At 63.2% G+C, this 16,516-nt stretch carries 18 protein-coding genes and 1 tRNA gene; 8 read left to right on the top strand and 11 right to left on the bottom strand.

Annotation, left to right across the window (positions count from 1 at the left end; all coding sequences use genetic code 11):
• Positions 1-111 precede the first annotated feature (111 nt).
• Together prmC and prfA are read right to left on the bottom strand one after the other, a co-directional pair.
• Positions 112-960 (bottom strand): peptide chain release factor N(5)-glutamine methyltransferase, encoded by an 849-nt coding sequence (gene prmC / locus U3654_RS06010; RefSeq protein WP_324754437.1) that lies wholly within the window; start codon positions 958-960, stop codon positions 112-114.
• A complete protein-coding gene (gene prfA, locus U3654_RS06005) occupies positions 957-2,006 on the bottom strand; it encodes a peptide chain release factor 1 (protein WP_324755237.1) in 1,050 nt (349 codons plus the stop codon). The genes prmC and prfA overlap by 4 nt, the downstream gene beginning before the upstream one ends.
• 62 nt (positions 2,007-2,068) lie before the next feature.
• Here prfA and U3654_RS06000 point away from each other — a divergent pair, with 62 nt between their 5' ends.
• A complete protein-coding gene (locus tag U3654_RS06000; RefSeq protein WP_324754436.1) occupies positions 2,069-2,353 on the top strand; it encodes a hypothetical protein in 285 nt (94 codons plus the stop codon).
• Here U3654_RS06000 and U3654_RS05995 read toward each other — a convergent pair.
• Together U3654_RS05995 and speB are read right to left on the bottom strand one after the other, a co-directional pair.
• Positions 2,291-2,689, bottom strand: coding sequence for a DUF1499 domain-containing protein (locus U3654_RS05995; protein ID WP_324754435.1), 399 nt, complete (start codon positions 2,687-2,689; stop codon positions 2,291-2,293). The two genes, U3654_RS06000 and U3654_RS05995, sit on opposite strands and share 63 nt — an antisense overlap.
• A gap of 50 nt (positions 2,690-2,739) precedes the next feature.
• On the bottom strand, positions 2,740-3,711 hold the full coding sequence (speB, locus tag U3654_RS05990) for an agmatinase (protein WP_324754434.1): 972 nt from the start codon (positions 3,709-3,711) through the stop codon (positions 2,740-2,742).
• A 107-nt stretch (positions 3,712-3,818) separates the two neighbouring features.
• Here speB and mazG point away from each other — a divergent pair, with 107 nt between their 5' ends.
• Positions 3,819-4,646, top strand: coding sequence for a nucleoside triphosphate pyrophosphohydrolase (gene mazG / locus U3654_RS05985; RefSeq protein ID WP_324754433.1), 828 nt, complete (start codon positions 3,819-3,821; stop codon positions 4,644-4,646).
• A 13-nt stretch (positions 4,647-4,659) separates the two neighbouring features.
• On the opposite strand, the gene U3654_RS05980 is transcribed toward mazG, so the two are convergent.
• Together U3654_RS05980 and U3654_RS05975 are read right to left on the bottom strand one after the other, a co-directional pair.
• Positions 4,660-5,790 carry a Xaa-Pro peptidase family protein gene (locus U3654_RS05980; protein WP_324754432.1) on the bottom strand — a complete coding sequence of 377 codons (1,131 nt, stop codon included), beginning with the start codon at positions 5,788-5,790 and terminating at the stop codon, positions 4,660-4,662.
• Entirely contained in the window at positions 5,787-6,818 is a 1,032-nt protein-coding gene (locus U3654_RS05975) for a pyridoxal-phosphate dependent enzyme (protein ID WP_324754431.1), read from the bottom strand. The genes U3654_RS05980 and U3654_RS05975 overlap by 4 nt, the downstream gene beginning before the upstream one ends.
• A gap of 133 nt (positions 6,819-6,951) precedes the next feature.
• Between U3654_RS05975 and purL the strand changes: the two genes are divergently transcribed.
• Positions 6,952-9,117: a phosphoribosylformylglycinamidine synthase subunit PurL gene (purL, locus tag U3654_RS05970; RefSeq protein WP_324754430.1), complete on the top strand. Its 2,166-nt coding sequence runs from the start codon at positions 6,952-6,954 to the stop codon at positions 9,115-9,117.
• Positions 9,118-9,210: 93 nt separating this feature from the next.
• Here the strand turns inward: purL and U3654_RS05965 are convergent, their stop codons facing one another.
• On the bottom strand, positions 9,211-9,621 hold the full coding sequence (locus U3654_RS05965; protein ID WP_324754429.1) for a SufE family protein: 411 nt from the start codon (positions 9,619-9,621) through the stop codon (positions 9,211-9,213).
• 143 nt (positions 9,622-9,764) lie between these two features.
• Here U3654_RS05965 and U3654_RS05960 point away from each other — a divergent pair, with 143 nt between their 5' ends.
• Positions 9,765-10,286, top strand: coding sequence for a hypothetical protein (locus U3654_RS05960; protein WP_324754428.1), 522 nt, complete (start codon positions 9,765-9,767; stop codon positions 10,284-10,286).
• Positions 10,287-10,304: 18 nt separating this feature from the next.
• Here the strand turns inward: U3654_RS05960 and rnd are convergent, their stop codons facing one another.
• From rnd to purM, 3 genes are all read right to left on the bottom strand, one after another.
• A complete protein-coding gene (rnd, locus tag U3654_RS05955; RefSeq protein ID WP_324755236.1) occupies positions 10,305-11,462 on the bottom strand; it encodes a ribonuclease D in 1,158 nt (385 codons plus the stop codon).
• 82 nt (positions 11,463-11,544) lie between these two features.
• The gene (purN, locus tag U3654_RS05950) at positions 11,545-12,138 is read right to left on the bottom strand and encodes a phosphoribosylglycinamide formyltransferase (RefSeq protein WP_416384563.1); all 594 of its coding nucleotides are present in this window, start codon (positions 12,136-12,138) and stop codon (positions 11,545-11,547) included.
• Positions 12,135-13,193, bottom strand: a complete 1,059-nt coding sequence (gene purM, locus U3654_RS05945) for a phosphoribosylformylglycinamidine cyclo-ligase (protein WP_324754427.1) — start codon at positions 13,191-13,193, stop codon at positions 12,135-12,137. Before purM ends, purN begins: the two co-directional genes overlap by 4 nt.
• Positions 13,194-13,298: 105 nt before the next feature.
• On the opposite strand from purM, the gene U3654_RS05940 reads away from it, so the two are divergent.
• Positions 13,299-13,375 (top strand) — tRNA-Ile (locus U3654_RS05940).
• Between the two features lie 60 nt (positions 13,376-13,435).
• Here the strand turns inward: U3654_RS05940 and U3654_RS05935 are convergent.
• Complete coding sequence (locus U3654_RS05935) at positions 13,436-14,371, bottom strand: zinc ABC transporter substrate-binding protein (protein WP_324754426.1); 936 nt, start codon at positions 14,369-14,371, stop codon at positions 13,436-13,438.
• Positions 14,372-14,458: 87 nt separating this feature from the next.
• Here U3654_RS05935 and U3654_RS05930 point away from each other — a divergent pair, with 87 nt between their 5' ends.
• The 3 genes from U3654_RS05930 to U3654_RS05920 are packed head-to-tail and all read left to right on the top strand — an operon-like array spanning position 14,459 to position 16,511.
• The gene (locus tag U3654_RS05930) at positions 14,459-14,959 is read left to right on the top strand and encodes a transcriptional repressor (protein ID WP_324754425.1); all 501 of its coding nucleotides are present in this window, start codon (positions 14,459-14,461) and stop codon (positions 14,957-14,959) included.
• On the top strand, positions 14,956-15,720 hold the full coding sequence (locus tag U3654_RS05925; RefSeq protein WP_324754424.1) for a metal ABC transporter ATP-binding protein: 765 nt from the start codon (positions 14,956-14,958) through the stop codon (positions 15,718-15,720). Before U3654_RS05930 ends, U3654_RS05925 begins: the two co-directional genes overlap by 4 nt.
• Complete coding sequence (locus U3654_RS05920; RefSeq protein ID WP_324754423.1) at positions 15,717-16,511, top strand: metal ABC transporter permease; 795 nt, start codon at positions 15,717-15,719, stop codon at positions 16,509-16,511. Before U3654_RS05925 ends, U3654_RS05920 begins: the two co-directional genes overlap by 4 nt.
• Positions 16,512-16,516: the final 5 nt, after the last annotated feature.

Genomic DNA, 16,516 nt, shown 5'->3' with positions numbered 1-16,516 from the left:
GCATCGACAGAATCCAGTAATCACGCCCCGACCATCCGCACAAGGGAAAAGCAGGTAATTCGTATGATTTTTCACCAAAAAAGCGGTTTTCGCGTCTTTGTGGCGCTACCGTCACTCAGGCAGGCGCCCCTCAACGACGCGATCACGTCCGTCCAGATCGCGCAAAATCCGCACATCCTCTAGTCCGGCTTGCTCCATTGCTGCGCTCACGTCCTGTCCCTGCGCCCATCCGATTTCCAGCATCAGCCAGCCGCCTGGCGTCAGATGCGGCTGTGCGTCACCACAGATCGCGCGGTAGGCGCTCAGCCCGTCACCGCCGTCGCTCAGCGCCATACGTGGCTCGAATGACAGCTCAGGCGCGAGGACAGCCATTTCCGCCTCGGCGATATAGGGCGGGTTCGATACGATCAGATCAAAGGAACCTGTGACGCCGCGAAACCAGTCCGACTCGATGAATTCGCAGCGCTCCGCCAGTCCCAACCGTGCAGCATTGCCGTGCGCCACGCCCAGCGCACTGGGCGAGAGGTCCGTGCCGATACCGGTCGCCTGCCCCCGCTCGGCCAATAGTGACAAGAGGATCGCGCCCGACCCCGTTCCAAGGTCCAGAACTCGACGCCAAGGGCGCTCCAGCGCGGCCAACACCAGCGTCTCGGTTTCGGGCCGTGGGTCCAGAACGTCCGGACCTACGGAAAATTCATGATTGAAAAACAAACGCTTGCCGATGATATGCGACATCGGCTCGCGCGCGCAACGGCGCGCCACAGCAGCCTCGAATTGATTAACCACACGGGGCGTCGCCGCTTCGCCCAGTTCAGCCCCCAACCGCGCTGTGCTGAAGCCCGTTACATGCGCCAGTAATAATCGCGCCTCACGCGCCGCGCCGTCTATGCCGGCTGACTCCAGCCGCAGCGCCGCCGCACGCACCAGATCACCAAGACGTGCGGCCTCCTTGTGGCTCACGCCCCCATCTCGGCCAGCATCCGCGACTGCGAATCGGCAGTCAGCGCGTCGATCACTTCGTCCAGATCGCCCTGCATCACCTGATCCAGCTTGTAGAGGGTCAGGTTGATGCGGTGATCGGTCATCCGCCCCTGCGGGAAATTGTAGGTCCGTATCCGTTCGCTGCGATCGCCGCTGCCCACCTGCGCTGCGCGGACCGCGCTACGCGCGCTGTCGACGCGCTGCCGCTCGGCGTCATAGAGCCGGGTCTTCAGCACCTGCATCGCGATCTCGCGATTGCGGTGCTGAGATTTCTCGCTGCTGGTGACGACGATCCCACTGGGAACATGCGTGATCCGCACGGCCGAATCGGTCGTGTTCACGTGCTGTCCGCCCGCGCCCGAGCTGCGCATCGTGTCGATTCGCAGATCACCCGCGTCGATCTTGATATCCACATCCTCGGCCTCGGGCAGCACGGCGACAGTCGCCGCGCTGGTGTGAATGCGTCCGCCACTCTCGGTTTCGGGCACGCGCTGAACCCTGTGCACGCCGCTCTCGAACTTGAGCCGGGCAAAGACGTGATTGCCCTTGATATGCGCCACGACCTCCTTGATGCCGCCCAGCTCGGTCTGGCTCATCTCGATGATGTCCAGCGACCAGCCGCGCGCCTCGCAATAGCGCTGATACATGCGCAGAAGGTCTCCGGCGAAAAGCGCCGCCTCTTCGCCGCCGGTGCCCGGCCGAATCTCGATCATGGCGGGGCGGGCGTCGGCTGCGTCCTTGGGCAAAAGGCTCAGTTGCAAGGCCGCTTCGACGCCCGGCAGCCGCGCCTCCAACTCTTGCAGTTCGTCCTCAGCCAGTCCGCGCATTTCGGGATCGTCCAGCATGGCGCGCGCACCCTCCATGTCATCCCTAAGCGCGTGATAGAGGCGGATTTCCTCTACCACAGGCCGCAATTCGGCATATTCACGCCCCAGAGCGGCGATATCGCCACCGCCCGCAGACATCTTGGCTTCGAGAAACTCAAAGCGCTGCACGATCTGCTGTAATCTTTCCAATGGCACCATGGCGTTCGTGTCCTCCATCCAAAGCATTTGGTCAAGACCGGCTACCCGTGTTAGAATAGGTCATGCGCGTTCTCATCCTTATCGCCGCAATGGCCAGCCCCGCCCTCGCCGATGGCACCATGGGCGGCAAAACGATCGACTGCTATTGCACCGACAAGACCGGCAGCCGCGTCGAGCTGGGCGAGATGACGTGCCTGAATGTGGACGGCAAAACCTTCATGGCCCAATGCCAGATGTCGCTGAACGTGCCAATGTGGCGCAAGATCACCGACGGCTGCCTCAGCTCATCCCTGCCGCAGAGCATTCAGCCAACGCTCCACGCGAGCCTTGTTGACGCCCATATCTGACTTGCCATAGCGTAGCCTTGCATGAACCGCGAGGGTATCGCCACGCTGCTGCACGGTCGTATAATCGGGAAACCCGAAGACCTTCGAGCGTGTGACATAGGTGACCATCCCCTCGCCGACCGATCCTGCCAGAACATGCGTGCGCGGCTCTGCCCGGATAATCGCATCCAGCGCGGCCAGATCGCCCGGCACAGCCCGCATCACGCCGCCCTCCATATCGCGATCTTCGACGCTTGCAGGCAATTTGTGCCAAAGTGCCACGTCGTCCGGCGCCAGCCGAATCCATGCCATAGCACCGCCGACCAGCAGCAGCAGAGCCAAACCGATCCACTTCATGCCCCGCTCCTTTCATTGTTCCAGTAAGTACTCATAATCCGACGCACGCCTCAGGCACCGCCGCCATGCTCATTCCACCCCAGCAGGCAGATGATCGCCGTCGCCACATGTGCGCCGGCAATAGCCGTCGCCCCTGTCGTATCGAATGGCGGCGAGACTTCGACGATGTCCCCGCCTTTCAAGTCGATCCCCGCCAAATCGCGCAGCATGATCGACGCCTGCGCCGAGGTCAGCCCGCCCCAGACCGGTGTTCCTGTGCCCGGCGCATAGGCGGGATCGAGCGCGTCGATGTCAAAGCTGAGATAAACAGGCGCGTCGCCCAGTATCGCCTTGATCTTGGCCACCGCCGCCGCAGTGCCGCCCTCATGCACCTCGCGCGCGTCGATAATATTCATGCCCATCGCATCGGGCACGGTCGTGCGGATTCCGACCTGCACGGACCGGGCCGGATCAATCAGACCCAGCTTGATCGCCTTGTAGAACATCGTCCCGTGGTCGATCCGCTCGAAATTGTCATCCTGCCACGTATCTGTATGCGCATCGAAATGCAGCAGCGACATGGGTCCGTATTTTTCGGCATAGGCCTTGAGAATGGGAAAGCTGATATAGTGATCACCGCCCAGCACGACACTGGCCGCGCCCGCATCCAGAATGCCCTTGATTTGCTGCGTCAGAAGCCCCGGAAACTCTGGCACCATCGCATAGTCGAACGCTAGGTCGCCGTAGTCGACGATGTTCAATGCCTCCATCGCGTCATAGTCCCAACCGTAAGGCGTATCAGCCGTTTGCAATGCGCTGGCCTCGCGGATCGCGCGTGGTCCCAGCCGCGTGCCGGGCCGGTTCGTCACTGCCTGATCGAAGGGTACGCCGGTCACGGCCACATCGACGCCACTCAGATCCTTGGTATAGCGCCGCCGCAGAAATGACGTCGCCCCGCCGAACGTGTTCTCAAAGCTGAGGCCGCGATTGTCCTTGCGGGTGAACGCCTCGTCGACCGTGCTGCTTGCGTCTTCCAGTCCCATGATCTCGCCTTTCGCTCTTGCGTGTTGCCCATATCGTGTAAGACAAACCGGGCAGGATGCAAGGCCGCGCCGCCGGACTTTGCCGCTCGAAACGACGGAGGCGCAAGATGCCGAACGACCTGATCCATGACCCCAAAGGCGGCTTACCGCGCCTCTTGGCAATCATGCGCGCCTTGCGCGATCCACAAACCGGCTGTCCCTGGGATATCGAACAGGACTTCGCCACCATAGCCCCGTACACCGTCGAAGAGGCCTATGAGGTGGCCGACGCCATTCAGCGCGCCGACTGGTCCGACCTGACCGGCGAACTGGGCGATCTGTTGCTCCAAGTCGTCTTTCACGCGCAGATCGCCGAGGATCGCGGCCTATTTGATTTCAACGCCGTGACGAACGGCATCGCGGACAAGATGGTGGCCCGCCACCCTCACGTCTTTGGCGATGAGAGCCGCGACAAAAGCGCCGACCAGCAGACCCGCGACTGGGAGTCGATCAAAGCGAGCGAGCGTGCCGCGCGCGACGAGGCAGGCACACTGGGCGGTGTTGCCCTCGGCCTGCCCGCCCTCATGCGCGCGGTCAAATTGCAAAAGCGCGCCGCGCGCGTCGGCTTTGACTGGCCTCAGACGGCTGACGTGCTGGACAAGGTCGCCGAGGAAATGGCCGAGCTGGCAGAGGCCGAAGCCAGCGGTGACGCAGATCACACCGAGGAGGAATTCGGCGATCTGCTCTTTGTTATGGCCAACCTCGCGCGCCACATGAAGATCGACCCCGAGGCGGCCCTGCGCCGCGCCAATGCCAAGTTCACGCAAAGATTCGAGCGTATCGAAGCATTGCTGGCCGCGCAGGGCAAAACGCCCGGCGATAGCGATCTGGTCGAAATGGACGCCCTCTGGACTCAAGCCAAGGCCGAAGAAAGGGGTGAGCCAAACAAATCCTAGCCTATGAAAGTGTTCAGATGATCGGCAGGACAGGACCGGCAAACCGGGTCAGCCGCTCCGCAGCACCTGCGCGAATCACGATGTTCTCTTCCGCGACCATGATCGTGCCCGGCCCCGTGGTCACGCCCGGCTCTAACGTGATGACCATGCCGGGGACCAGCTCTGTGCGGTCCTGCGGGATCAGTGACAGCCCCTCTGTCAGTTGCATCCCCAAACCATGGCCCAGCCGCCCGGACCCTTCGCCCGCGCCAGTGATGGCCGCCATCGTAGCATAGACATCGCAAGCCCGAGCGCCGGGCCGCGCGGCCTCCAGCCCCGCCTCAACAGCCTCGGCCAATTGCGCATGGGCGAGGGCCGCATTGCCCGACGCAGCACCCACCGCATAATTTCGGTCGAAATCGCAGAAATACCCATCCCAGACAGCGCCCGTGTCCAGCATCAGCACATCACCCCGCGCCAGCGGCGCGTCGCTCGCGGGCGAGATCACATCACCATACCCGTCCGGCCCCGCGCCGCCCGCGACATAGGCGACAAGGTCCGCACCCTCCTCCAGCAGCAGCCTTTGGAAATCACGGAAAACAGCGGATAGCAGCGCGCCCTCGCCCGCGATTTCAGGAACGCGGTCGAATGCACGCCCGGCGATGGCGCAGGCATGGGCGATCTTGATAATTTCGGCCTCGGATTTCACCGCGCGCAAGGCGGCAACGATGCCGTGGTCATGGGTGAACTCTAGCGCACTCAGGGCCTTGACCTGCCCGAAGGACGCCAGCGGCATCCGCAGATAGCTCTCGGGTCCCGACGGCACACCGATAGGCCCGCCGACCTCGCGCAGGGTTGCGGCCAGCAGCGTGATTCCGTCATCCTCGGGATCGGGCGCGGGCCAGACGCGGATATCGCTGATCCATGTCTGGGCCATCAGCGCGGCCCCGATACTGGGAATCACCGCAATCGGCGCGCCATTGGCAGGCAGCACCAGAAACCATGGCCTGCTAGGGCTTTCCCAAAACCGTGTCAGAAACCCGGTGAAATAGCGGATCTCGGGCTCGCTCGTCAGCAAAAGCGCACCTAGCCCCGCCGCCTCCATTCGCGTCTGCGCCAACTTGACGCGCGCGCGAAATTCCGAGGCGGCAAATCCCCGGTTCACTCGGCCGGACCTTCGCTGAGGATGCACAGCACGCGCGCGTCTTCGGACAGTCCCAGATGCCCCAGCGCCGCCAGACCCGCACCGCCCGATTCGGACGTCGCCAGCCCGATCTCGGCCAACTCTTCCAGCGCCGCCGACGCCTCGGCGTCCGAAATCAGCGCAAAGGCATCGGCATCGCGCGCCAACCCCTTGAGTGCAATCAGTGACGCCTCCTTGCAATCGAGCCTACCCATGTTCGACACCGGCCCCGACGTGCTGACGAACTTGCCCGCCTCAATGCAAGCGTAGAGCGCGGGCGCGGCCTCCGGCTCGACCACCATGATCTGGGGCGCGTCGCCCCAGACGGCGCGAAAATGCGCGGCGCAGGCCCCGGCAAGCCCGCCGACCCCCGCCTGAAGCAGGATATGCGTTGGCACGTCCGGCACCTGCTCGGCCGCCTCGGCAGCCATGACCAGATAGCCCTCCATCAAACGGTGCGGCAGCGTGGTGTAGCCGGGCCAGGAGCTGTCCGACAGCAGCGTCCAACCGTTATCTTCTGCAGCTTTTTGCGCCGCCTCCATGCTGGACTCGTAATTCTGGCCCGCGCGCACAACCTGAGCGCCGCGCGCGCGCAAGCGCTCGGCAAAACTCTCAGGCACAGGGTCTGCCAGATAAATGATCGCATCCGCGCCAAAAATCGCCGCACCCGCAGCCACCGACAGGCCGTGATTCCCTGCGCTGGCGGTCACATAGCTGCGCCCCTCCAGCGCGCGCATCATGTCCTCGCCCCCTGCCTCTTGCGCCTCATGGGCGATGACATAGGCCGCGCCAAGCGCCTTGAAACTGCCTAGGTTCATGCGCGTGCGCTCGTCCTTGACCCAAACGGTGGGGCCGAACCCCTCGGCCACCACCAGCGGCGTCGCACCCGCCGCCGGGCAGCGCGCCAGCAGCGCGCGAGGCGCGTCCGCGTCGATACTGGGCCACGGGATGTCCGCCAGTTCCCCGTCCGGCAGGCCCTTGCCCCGCCACGGATTGTCTTTGATCTGCATGATGTGCCTCCCTCACGCCATTGGACGTGTGCCGCGCCGCGTCGTCAAGCGTCAGCTTGCGCCCGCCCCCTTCCCCCCTCGCGCGCAATCGCTTAAAGAGGCGCCAAGACAGCAGCCTGAGGGGAATTGCGCCATGAACGAGCCGGATATCACACCCGAACTGATCGCCAGCCACGGGCTGAAACCGGACGAGTATGATCGCATCCTCGAAATCATCGGCCGCGAACCGACATTCACGGAACTCGGCATCTTTTCGGCAATGTGGAACGAGCATTGTAGCTATAAATCCTCCAAGAAATGGCTGCGCACTCTGCCCACGACCGGCCCTCAGGTCATCTGCGGCCCTGGCGAGAATGCCGGTATCGTCGATATCGGCGATGGACAATGCGTCGTCTTCAAAATGGAAAGCCACAACCATCCCTCCTATATCGAGCCTTATCAGGGCGCTGCGACAGGCGTGGGCGGCATCCTGCGCGACGTCTTTACCATGGGCGCGCGGCCAATCGCCGCGATGAACTCGCTCAGCTTTGGCGAGCCGGACCACCACAAGACACGCCAGTTGGTGCATGGCGTCGTCGAGGGGATCGGCGGCTACGGCAACGCCTTCGGCGTGCCAACCGTGGGCGGCGAATTACGCTTTGATCCGGCCTATAATGGCAACTGTCTGGTCAACGCCTTTGCGGCGGGCCTCGCAGATACTGACAAAATCTTTTACTCCGCCGCTTCCGGCGTGGGCCGCCCGGTCGTTTATCTCGGCGCCAAGACGGGCCGCGACGGTGTTGGCGGCGCGACAATGGCATCTGCCGAATTCGACGACACGATCGAGGACAAGCGCCCGACCGTTCAGGTCGGCGATCCCTTCACCGAAAAGCGCCTGATGGAGGCCACGCTGGAGCTGATGGCGACGGGCGCGGTTATCTCGATACAGGATATGGGCGCTGCTGGGCTGACCTGCTCGGCGGTGGAAATGGGCGACAAGGGTGGCCTTGGGGTCAAACTGAGACTCGAATCCGTGCCGCAGCGCGAAGAGGACATGACCGCCTACGAGATGATGCTCTCTGAGTCGCAAGAACGCATGCTCATGGTGCTGGAGCCGTCGCTGGAGGCCGAAGCGCGCGCGGTGTTCGAGAAGTGGGACCTTGATTTTGCCATCGTGGGCGAAACAATCGCCGAGGACCGGTTCCTGATCATGCACAATAACGTGGTCAAGGCCGACCTGCCGCTTGCTGCGCTCTCGGGCACCGCCCCCGAATACGACCGTCCATGGGTCGAAACGCCTGCGGCCCAACCGCTTGATGCGGCCACCGTGCCGCAGATTGACCCCATCGACGGGCTGCGCGCGCTGATCTCATCCCCTAACTATTGCAGCCGCGAATGGGTCTACGAGCAATACGATACCATGGTCATGGCCGACACCGTGCGCGGGCCCGGAATGGGCGGTGGCCTGATCCGCGTGCATGGCACCGACAAACTTCTGGCGTTCACGTCCGACGTAACACCCCGCTATGTGCAAGCCAATCCGGAAATGGGCGGCAAGCAGGCCGTCGCCGAGGCCTATCGCAATCTGACAGCTTTGGGCGCCAAGCCATTGGCCAGCACAGACAATCTGAATTTCGGAAACCCCGAAAAACCGCAGATCATGGGCCAGCTCGTCAGCGCGATCAAAGGCATCGGCGAGGCGGTCGCGGCGCTGGACATGCCCATCGTGTCGGGCAATGTATCGCTCTATAATGAGACCGACGGCGCCGCGATCCTGCCGACGCCCACCATCGGTGCCGTGGGCCTGATTGCGCATGAGGATCAGGCGATCATCGGCCTCGCGCGCGACGGCCATGTCGCCCTCGTCATCGGCGAGACACAAGGCCATCTGGGCCAGTCCGCCCTGCTGGCCGAGGTCTTTGGCCGCGTAGAGGGCGACGCGCCCCATGTCGATCTGGAGGCGGAAAAACGCAATGGTGACTTCATCCGCGCCAATCACAGCCTCATTCGCGCCTGCACTGATCTAAGTGATGGTGGCCTCGCCCTAGCTGCGTTCGAGTTGGCCGAGGCGGCAAATGTCGGCGTGCAGCTAGACTCAGACGACACTGCGTTCCTCTTTGGCGAAGATCAGGCGCGCTATCTGGTGGCCTGCAATTTCGATCAGGCCGAAGCGCTGATGATCGAGGCAGACAAGGTCGGCGTGACCATCGCCAGTGTCGGCAAGTTCACGGGTGATGCGGTTCGCATGGGCGGCGCGCAGGCAACGCTAAGCAGCCTCGCCCATCTGTTCCGCACCAGCTTTGCTGAACACTTTGCCTGAAACCCACCGAGGATTAAGTATTTTTAGAATAATGAAGGCCGGGGCGCACTTCCCCGGCTTTTTCTTGGTCTAAATTTCTCGCTGCCGCAACGCTTACGCGGCCTCTGCGGCGACCAGACGAATTCGCTCAATCATCGCCCTCAGCCCGTTCGAACGTTGCGCCGACAAATGATCCGTCAGGCCAAGGCGGGCCAGTTCGCCGCCCGCATCAACGGTCGGCACTTCGGCGGTCGGCAAATCGTTGTAGAGCGCGCGCAGCACCGCAATAAGGCCGCGCACGATCAGCGCATCGCTGTCGCCGTCAAAGCGGAAGTGGCCTGCTGAAACCTGCGGGTGCAGCCAAACCTGGCTGGCGCAACCCTCGACGCGGGTGGCAGGCACTTTCAGCGCATCGTCGAGCGGCTCCATCGCCTTGCCTGCCTCGATGACATGGCGATAGCGATCTTCCCAATCCTCGAGAAACTCGAAATCCTCGACGAACTCTTCGAATGCCGGCTGTGCCATGATCCGCTCCCTTTCAGTGCACGCCTAGAGGTAGGTGCAGATGCAGCAAAGGTCCAGCCCAGCGGCCTGCGCGCGCTTGCACTTTGGCGCGCGGGGCTGATAGGGTTCGCCCAGCCTAGACCATCCCAAAGAGGACATTGCCGATGCGCAGCCTGGTGACCGTATTGATGATTTCCAGCCTGACACTGGCTGGCTGTTCGGGCTTTCGCGACTCGCGCGCGAATCCGGTCAACTGGTTCGGCCAAAGCCGCACGGTCCAACGCGCTGCGCCGGTGGGTGAACAGGACTTCAACCCGCTCATCCCCGAGAAACGTGACAGCATCTTTCAGCGCAAGTCCGAGGCGGAAACCTATGTAGGCACGCCGATCTACGCTGTCGAGAATGTCGTGGTCGAGCGTTCGTCGGGCGGCGGAATTATCAAGGCGACCGGCATATCGCTGCGTCAGGGTGCATTCGATGTGCGCCTTTGGCCCGAGAACAAGGGCGTGCCGGAAAATGGCGTGCTGACCTACACGTTGCGCGCAGTGCAGCGCGTTGATACGCCCCAAGGCCCCGAGCAGACCCGCCGCGTCAGCGCCGGGCAGTTCGTATCAAGCCAGACACTGGACGAGATCAGCCAGATCCGCGTGCTGGGCCAGACCAACATTGCTACGTCGCGCCGCTAAGCGGCGCGCGGTCCGATGTCAGAGTGCGACCGTCTCAATCGTGCTGCCCTTGACGCGCAGCGCGATTTCACCATCGCATAGCCGCAGCGCCTCGGCGCCAAATACATCCCGTCGCCAGCCGCTAAGGGCCGCAACGTCACGCTGCCCGGCTGCGATAGCATCAAGGTCAGATGCCGTCGCGATCAGCTTCGACGCGACCCCCTCGCGATCAGCCACCCCTTTGAGCAGGACACGCAGCAGATCGGCAATGGCCGGGTTCACCTGTAGTTTTTCACGGCTAAGATCGGGCTGAGGTTGATCCTCGGGCAGGGTCGCCTGCCCGTCGGCCACGGCCTTGAGTATCCCGTCGGCGATATCGCCCTTGCGCGCCTCGCGCAGCAACAGGCGTGAGCGACCCAGATCCTGCACGTTGGCAGGCTTCGTCGCCGCCAGTTCGACCAGCGCGTCGTCCTTGTAGACGCGATTGCGCGGGACGTCGCGCGACTGTGCGTAATCCTCGCGAAAGCTGGCCAGTTCGCGCACGATAGCCAGGAATTTTCCAGAATTGTTGCGCGTCTTGATGCGCTGCCACGCGTCTTGAGGGTGGGTGACATAGGTATCAGGCGCGTTCAGCACCGCCATTTCTTCGGCCACCCATTTGTCACGGCCCGACTTCTCCAACTCGCGTGCCAGATGCTCGTAAACTTTGCGCAGGTGTGTGACATCCGCCAGCGCGTAACTTTTTTGCGCATCGCTCAGCGGGCGGCGCGACCAGTCGGTAAAGCGCGAGGATTTGTCGACCTGAGCCTTGGCAATGCGCTTGACCAGCGTCTCATATCCGGCCTGCTCGCCAAAGCCGCAGACCATTGCGGCCACTTGGCTATCGAACAATGGCGTCGGGATCAGCCCGGCATCAATATAGAATATCTCCAGATCCTGGCGCGCGGCGTGGAACACTTTGACCGTGCTTTCATCGCGAAAGAGATCGTATAGCGGCTCCAGCGACAGGCTATCGGCTAAGGGATCGACCAGAACTGCCGTCTCGTCGCCCTCGCCCGGATAGGCCAGTTGCACGAGGCACAGTTTGGAGTAATACGTGCGCTCGCGCATGAATTCGGTGTCGACGGTGACATAAGGGTGCTGCGCGGCGCGAGTGCAATAATCAGCGAGGTCTTGGGTCTTGGTGATGGTCTGGATCAAGGGAACGGCTTCTTTCGGTGATGTCTGTTACGCCGCTATAATCCGAAGCTGCGCGAATTGAAACGGGTTTGGCGCAGCCTCACGACAGGTAGATGGGTGTGCGGTTACCGTCAGCAAAGCGGCGCAGCACCGCGGGATATAGCTGATGCTCGGCTTTCAGCACGCGCGCGGCCAGCATATCAGCGCTGTCCCCGGATTTGATCGGGACGCGCGCTTGGCCCAGAATCGGGCCATCGTCGAGCGCTGCTGTCACCTCGTGTACCGTGCAGCCCGCCTCAACGTCGCCGGCATCCAGCGCGCGCGCATGGGTGTGCAGGCCACGGTATTTCGGCAATAGCGAAGGGTGAATATTAATCATGCGCCCCTGCCAGCGCGCAACGAATCCTCCGGTCAGCACGCGCATGAACCCAGCGAGGCAGATGATATCTGGGGAATGCTCCATGATACGCTGATGCAGCGCATCCTCAAAACTGGCGCGATCCTCGCCAAACGGCCGGTGGTCGACCACCTCGGTCGCAACGCCGCGCGCAGCCGCCTTTTGCAGCCCACCCGCATCCGCGCGGTTGGACAGAACCAGTGCAGGGCGCGCGGGATGATCGCCCGTCATGCTGTCAAGCAGTGCCACCATGTTCGAGCCGCCGCCGGAAAGCAGGATGGCGACTCGCACTGTCACGCCAGAGCGCCGCTATAGCGGACGCCAGCACCTTGCGTGACATGGCCAAGGCGATGCACCGTCTCGCCCGCCTCTGTGAACAATTCGGTCAGCGCATCGGCGCGCGAGGCGTCGACGCAGACGATCATGCCGACGCCACAGTTGAAGGTTTTCAGCAGCTCGGCCTCATCCATGCCGCCCGTTTGGCGCAGCCAGCCAAAGACGCCGGGCAGGTCCCACGCGCCAAGGTCGACATCAGCGCCCAGCCCCTCGGGCAGCACGCGCGGCAGATTTTCCGTGAGTCCACCGCCGGTGATATGGGCCAGCGCATGCACGCCACCCGCGCGGATCGCTGCCAGCGCCGATTTCACATAGAGGCGCGTCGGCGTCAGCAACGCCGCACCCAAAGTGCCATCCTGCGCGCCGTCCTGCCAAGGGCAATCGGCGTCCCAGCCCAAGTCCGACATTTCGACCAGCTTGCGCACCAGCGAATACCCGTTGGAATGCACGCCATCGCTGGCGAGGCCCAGCAGCACGTCACCTTCTTGCACGCCATCAGGCAGCGCCCCGCCCCGCTCCATCGCGCCGACGGCAAAGCCTGCCAGATCGAAATCGCCCGCCGGATACATGCCCGGCATTTCCGCCGTCTCGCCACCGATCAGCGCCGCGCCCGAGCGCACACAGCCCTCGGCGATACCCTCGATGATGCGGGCCGCTTGATCCATCTCCAGCTTGCCGGTGGCGAAATAATCGAGGAAAAACAGTGGCTCAGCCCCTTGGCAGACGAGATCATTAACGCACATGGCGACCAGATCAATCCCCACGCCGTCCACGTTGCCCGTGTCGATGGCGATGCGCAGCTTGGTGCCGACGCCGTCTGTCGCCGCAACGAGCACCGGATCGTGATAGCCGGCCGCCTTGAGGTCGAAAAGCGCGCCAAACCCACCAAGTCCGGACATGATGCCCGGACGCGCCGTGCGTTTCGCCGCAGGCTTGATCCGCTCGACCAGCGCGTTGCCTGCATCGATATCGACGCCTGCGTCGGCGTAGCTCACACCAGTCTTGGGATCGGTCATCAGCGCTCTCCTCAGATTTACGCGCGGGGTAGCCCATCATCGCGCCCGGCGCAATCTCAAAGCCTTGACGCGGCCGCCGCCCCTGCTTAGGAGGCTAGCCATGGCGGGCCTGTAGCTCAACTGGTTAGAGCAGAGCGCTCATAACGCTTTGGTTGCGGGTTCAAGTCCTGCCGGGCCTACCATACTACCGCCACGCCATCCGCGCCGACCGATCGAAGCCAGCCAGCACGCGAGCCGCGAATCTAATCCACACATTTCACCAACTCGTCAGCGACCGAGCGCAATAGCGCGCTGTAAAAGCCGGGTCCTGCCTCGATCCCTGCACCCAATGGATCAATCAGGCCCGCCTTGGCGCTGGTCCCTTCGATGACGGTGGCGACAAACGCCGGGTTGAACTCTGGCTCGGAAAAGACGCAGGCGACATTCAGATCATGCATCGTTTGGCGAACCTCTTCGATCCGCGCAGGACCAGGGTCGGATGCGTCGCCAGCCGCGATAGCAGCGGCCGCGCTCAGACCAAAACGGCTCTCGAAATAATGATAGGCATCGTGAAAGACAACGAATTGCAGGGCCTTCGCCGGGGCAAGGATTTCGCCGATCTCAGCCTCTGCCGCCGCAATCCTCAACTGACTTGCCTTAGCATTTGCTGCGTAGGTCTCGGCGTTTTCAGGATCAATGCGGCCGAGTTCATCCGCGATTACGCCCAGCCAGACGCTGGCGTTCTGCGGATCGAGCCATGCGTGCGGATCGTATTGCGCGCTCTCTTGATCCCCACGCCCGCTCTCATGCTCATGCTCATGATCATCTGCCGCAAACTGTACGCCAGTGCGAAATTCCAGCAGCGTAGTTCCCCGTGCGTCCAGCAGTGCAGTCACAGGGGCCTGCGGGGCCAGATTGGCTATCGCGCCCCCCAACCACGGCGTCAGCTGAGGCCCAATCCAAAAAACCACATCTGCCTCTTGCAGAATGCGTGCCTCGGATGGTCGCATGGCGTAGCCGTGGGGCGACGCGCCGGGCCGCACCACCTGCCCCGGCGCCCCCAACCCCTCCATCACCTGCGCGACCAGCGAGTGGACCGGCGCGATGTCGGTGGCGACATTCGGCACGTCCGCCTTGGCCGAGGCGACGCATGTCGATGACAGCAGAATGGCGGCAAGAATAACGTCGCGGATGGACATGATTGCCTCATGTGATTATATAACATTACAACATCCCACTACATGATATACTATAACATCTCAAGCCGAAATCCGAGGTTGCCTCCCATGCCGATCAGAGCGTTCAACACACATGATCACCAAGGCTGCATCAAAGCGGGCCTCGCCGCAGCCGAGCGTCATTGCGCCGAAAACGGTCTGCATTTCACTCCGGTCCGTCGCCGAGTATTGGAGATTCTGCTGAGCGAACATAAGGCCCAAGGTGCCTACGACATCCTGAATGTGTTAAGCGCCGAGGGGCTGGGATCGCAGCCGCCCGTCGCCTATCGCGCGCTCGATTTTCTGGTCACGCATGGCTTTGCTCACAGGATCGAGCGGTTAAATGCGTTCATCGCCTGCTCGCATGCCGAGGGGCAGCATGCGCCCGCCTTCCTGATCTGCCGCACCTGCAAGCGCGTCGTCGAAGCCGAAACCGATCCCAACGCAAGCGAACTGGCGCGCGCGGCGCGGCGCGCCGGTTTCGTCATTGAGCGCACAGTGCGCGAGGCCGAGGGGCTCTGTCCCGGCTGCATTGAAGGGCCGGCTACCTCAGGCGAGGCGTCCGCGTGACGGTTCCGCTGATTGAGGCCCGTGGCCTGAGCGTTCGGTATGGTGGCACCACCGTGTTGGAAAATGTCGATTTTAGCATCGCACCGGGCGAAATCGTGACCATCGTCGGCCCGAATGGATCGGGCAAATCGACGCTGCTGCGCGCGCTGTTGGGTGGCGCGCGCCCCAATGCGGGACAGATAACCCGCCGGGCGGATCTGCGTCTTGGGTATGTGCCACAGCGGCTGGTGCTGGACGCCGCGCTACCGATCACCGTGGCGCGCTTTCTGGGTTTGCCCCGACGTGTGACGCGCACTGAGGCCCGCGAGGCGCTGGAGCGCGCAGGCGTGCCCGATATTGGCGACCGCCCAATGGCGGATCTGTCGGGCGGTCAGTTTCAGCGCGTGTTACTGGCGCGTGCGCTGCTGGGGCGGCCTAATCTTTTGATGCTCGACGAAGGCGCGGCAGGGCTGGATCAGCCCGGTGCCGCCTCATTTTATCGCCGGATCGAGGATGTGCGCCGCGAGACCGGCTGCGCCGTGCTGATGGTCAGCCACGATTTGCACGTGGTGATGAGCGCGTCTGACCGCGTGATCTGCCTCAACGGTCATATCTGCTGCGAAGGCACGCCCGAAGTGGTGGCCGAGGCGCCCGTCTATCGCGCCCTCTTTGGCGAGGGCACGCAAGGCGCGCTGGCCCTATATCGCCACCATCACGACCACGTCCATGGCGACGATTGCGGGCATGATCACAACAACGATAAAGCCGAGACACGCCAATGATCCTCGACGATTTCATGACACGCGCCGCATTGGCCGGGATCGGCACGGCGTTGGCCGCCGCGCCGCTGGGCTGTTTTGTGGTGTGGCGACGCATGGCCTATTTTGGCGATGCGACCGCCCATGCCGCGATCCTCGGCGTCGCGTTGTCGCTGGCGCTGTCGCTGCCGATATTTGTCGGGGCGCTGGTGGTGGCGCTGGCGATGGCAACGCTGGTCACGGCCCTGTCGGCACGCGGACGGGCGATGGACACGGTGCTGGGCGTTCTGGCGCATTCGGCGCTGGCCTTTGGGCTGGTGGGCGTGTCGTTTCTGGACGGGGTGCGCATTGACGTCATGGCATTTCTCTTTGGCGATATCCTGTCGGTGTCGCGCGGCGATTTGGGCGTGATTTGGGGCGGCGCGGCGCTGGTGCTGGCCCTCGTCGGCTGGCGTTGGTCGGCGCTGCTGACCGCCACCCTTGATCCCGACCTCGCCCGCGCCGCCGGGATCGACCCAAAGCGCGAAGAACTCATCCTTACGGTCGCTCTCGCCATAGTGGTCGCCGTGGCGATCAAAGTGGTCGGCGCGCTGCTGATCACGGCGTTGTTGATCATTCCCGCCGCGACCGCCCGCCCGTTTTCGCGCACGCCCGAGGGCATGGCTGTAGCGGCAACCATCCTCGCAATGGTGGCGGCGTGGGCCGGGTTGCGTGCGTCCTATTCATTGGACACGCCGACCGGCCCGACCATCGTCTGCGTCAGCGCGGTGATGTTCGCTCTCTCAAACATCGCGGCCCGCATTCAGCGCGGATAACCCAA

The organism is Roseovarius sp. Pro17 (assembly GCF_035599575.1).
Lineage (GTDB): Bacteria > Pseudomonadota > Alphaproteobacteria > Rhodobacterales > Rhodobacteraceae > Roseovarius.
Note: the sequence above shows the minus strand (reverse complement) of the source record. Positions and strands in the feature narration are given on the sequence as shown.

Bases quoted from the DNA above. Each gene is read 5' to 3' on its own strand.
- prfA (WP_324755237.1), bottom strand. From the start codon at position 2,006: ATGGTGCCATTGGAAAGATTACAGCAGATCGTGCAGCGCTTTGAGTTT.
- U3654_RS06000 (WP_324754436.1), top strand. From the start codon at position 2,069: ATGCGCGTTCTCATCCTTATCGCCGCAATGGCCAGCCCCGCCCTCGCC.
- U3654_RS05995 (WP_324754435.1), bottom strand. From the start codon at position 2,689: ATGAAGTGGATCGGTTTGGCTCTGCTGCTGCTGGTCGGCGGTGCTATG.
- speB (WP_324754434.1), bottom strand. From the start codon at position 3,711: ATGGGACTGGAAGACGCAAGCAGCACGGTCGACGAGGCGTTCACCCGC.
- mazG (WP_324754433.1), top strand. From the start codon at position 3,819: ATGCCGAACGACCTGATCCATGACCCCAAAGGCGGCTTACCGCGCCTC.
- U3654_RS05975 (WP_324754431.1), bottom strand. From the start codon at position 6,818: ATGCAGATCAAAGACAATCCGTGGCGGGGCAAGGGCCTGCCGGACGGG.
- purL (WP_324754430.1), top strand. From the start codon at position 6,952: ATGAACGAGCCGGATATCACACCCGAACTGATCGCCAGCCACGGGCTG.
- U3654_RS05965 (WP_324754429.1), bottom strand. From the start codon at position 9,621: ATGGCACAGCCGGCATTCGAAGAGTTCGTCGAGGATTTCGAGTTTCTC.
- U3654_RS05960 (WP_324754428.1), top strand. From the start codon at position 9,765: ATGCGCAGCCTGGTGACCGTATTGATGATTTCCAGCCTGACACTGGCT.
- purM (WP_324754427.1), bottom strand. From the start codon at position 13,193: ATGACCGATCCCAAGACTGGTGTGAGCTACGCCGACGCAGGCGTCGAT.
- U3654_RS05935 (WP_324754426.1), bottom strand. From the start codon at position 14,371: ATGTCCATCCGCGACGTTATTCTTGCCGCCATTCTGCTGTCATCGACA.
- U3654_RS05930 (WP_324754425.1), top strand. From the start codon at position 14,459: ATGCCGATCAGAGCGTTCAACACACATGATCACCAAGGCTGCATCAAA.
- U3654_RS05920 (WP_324754423.1), top strand. From the start codon at position 15,717: ATGATCCTCGACGATTTCATGACACGCGCCGCATTGGCCGGGATCGGC.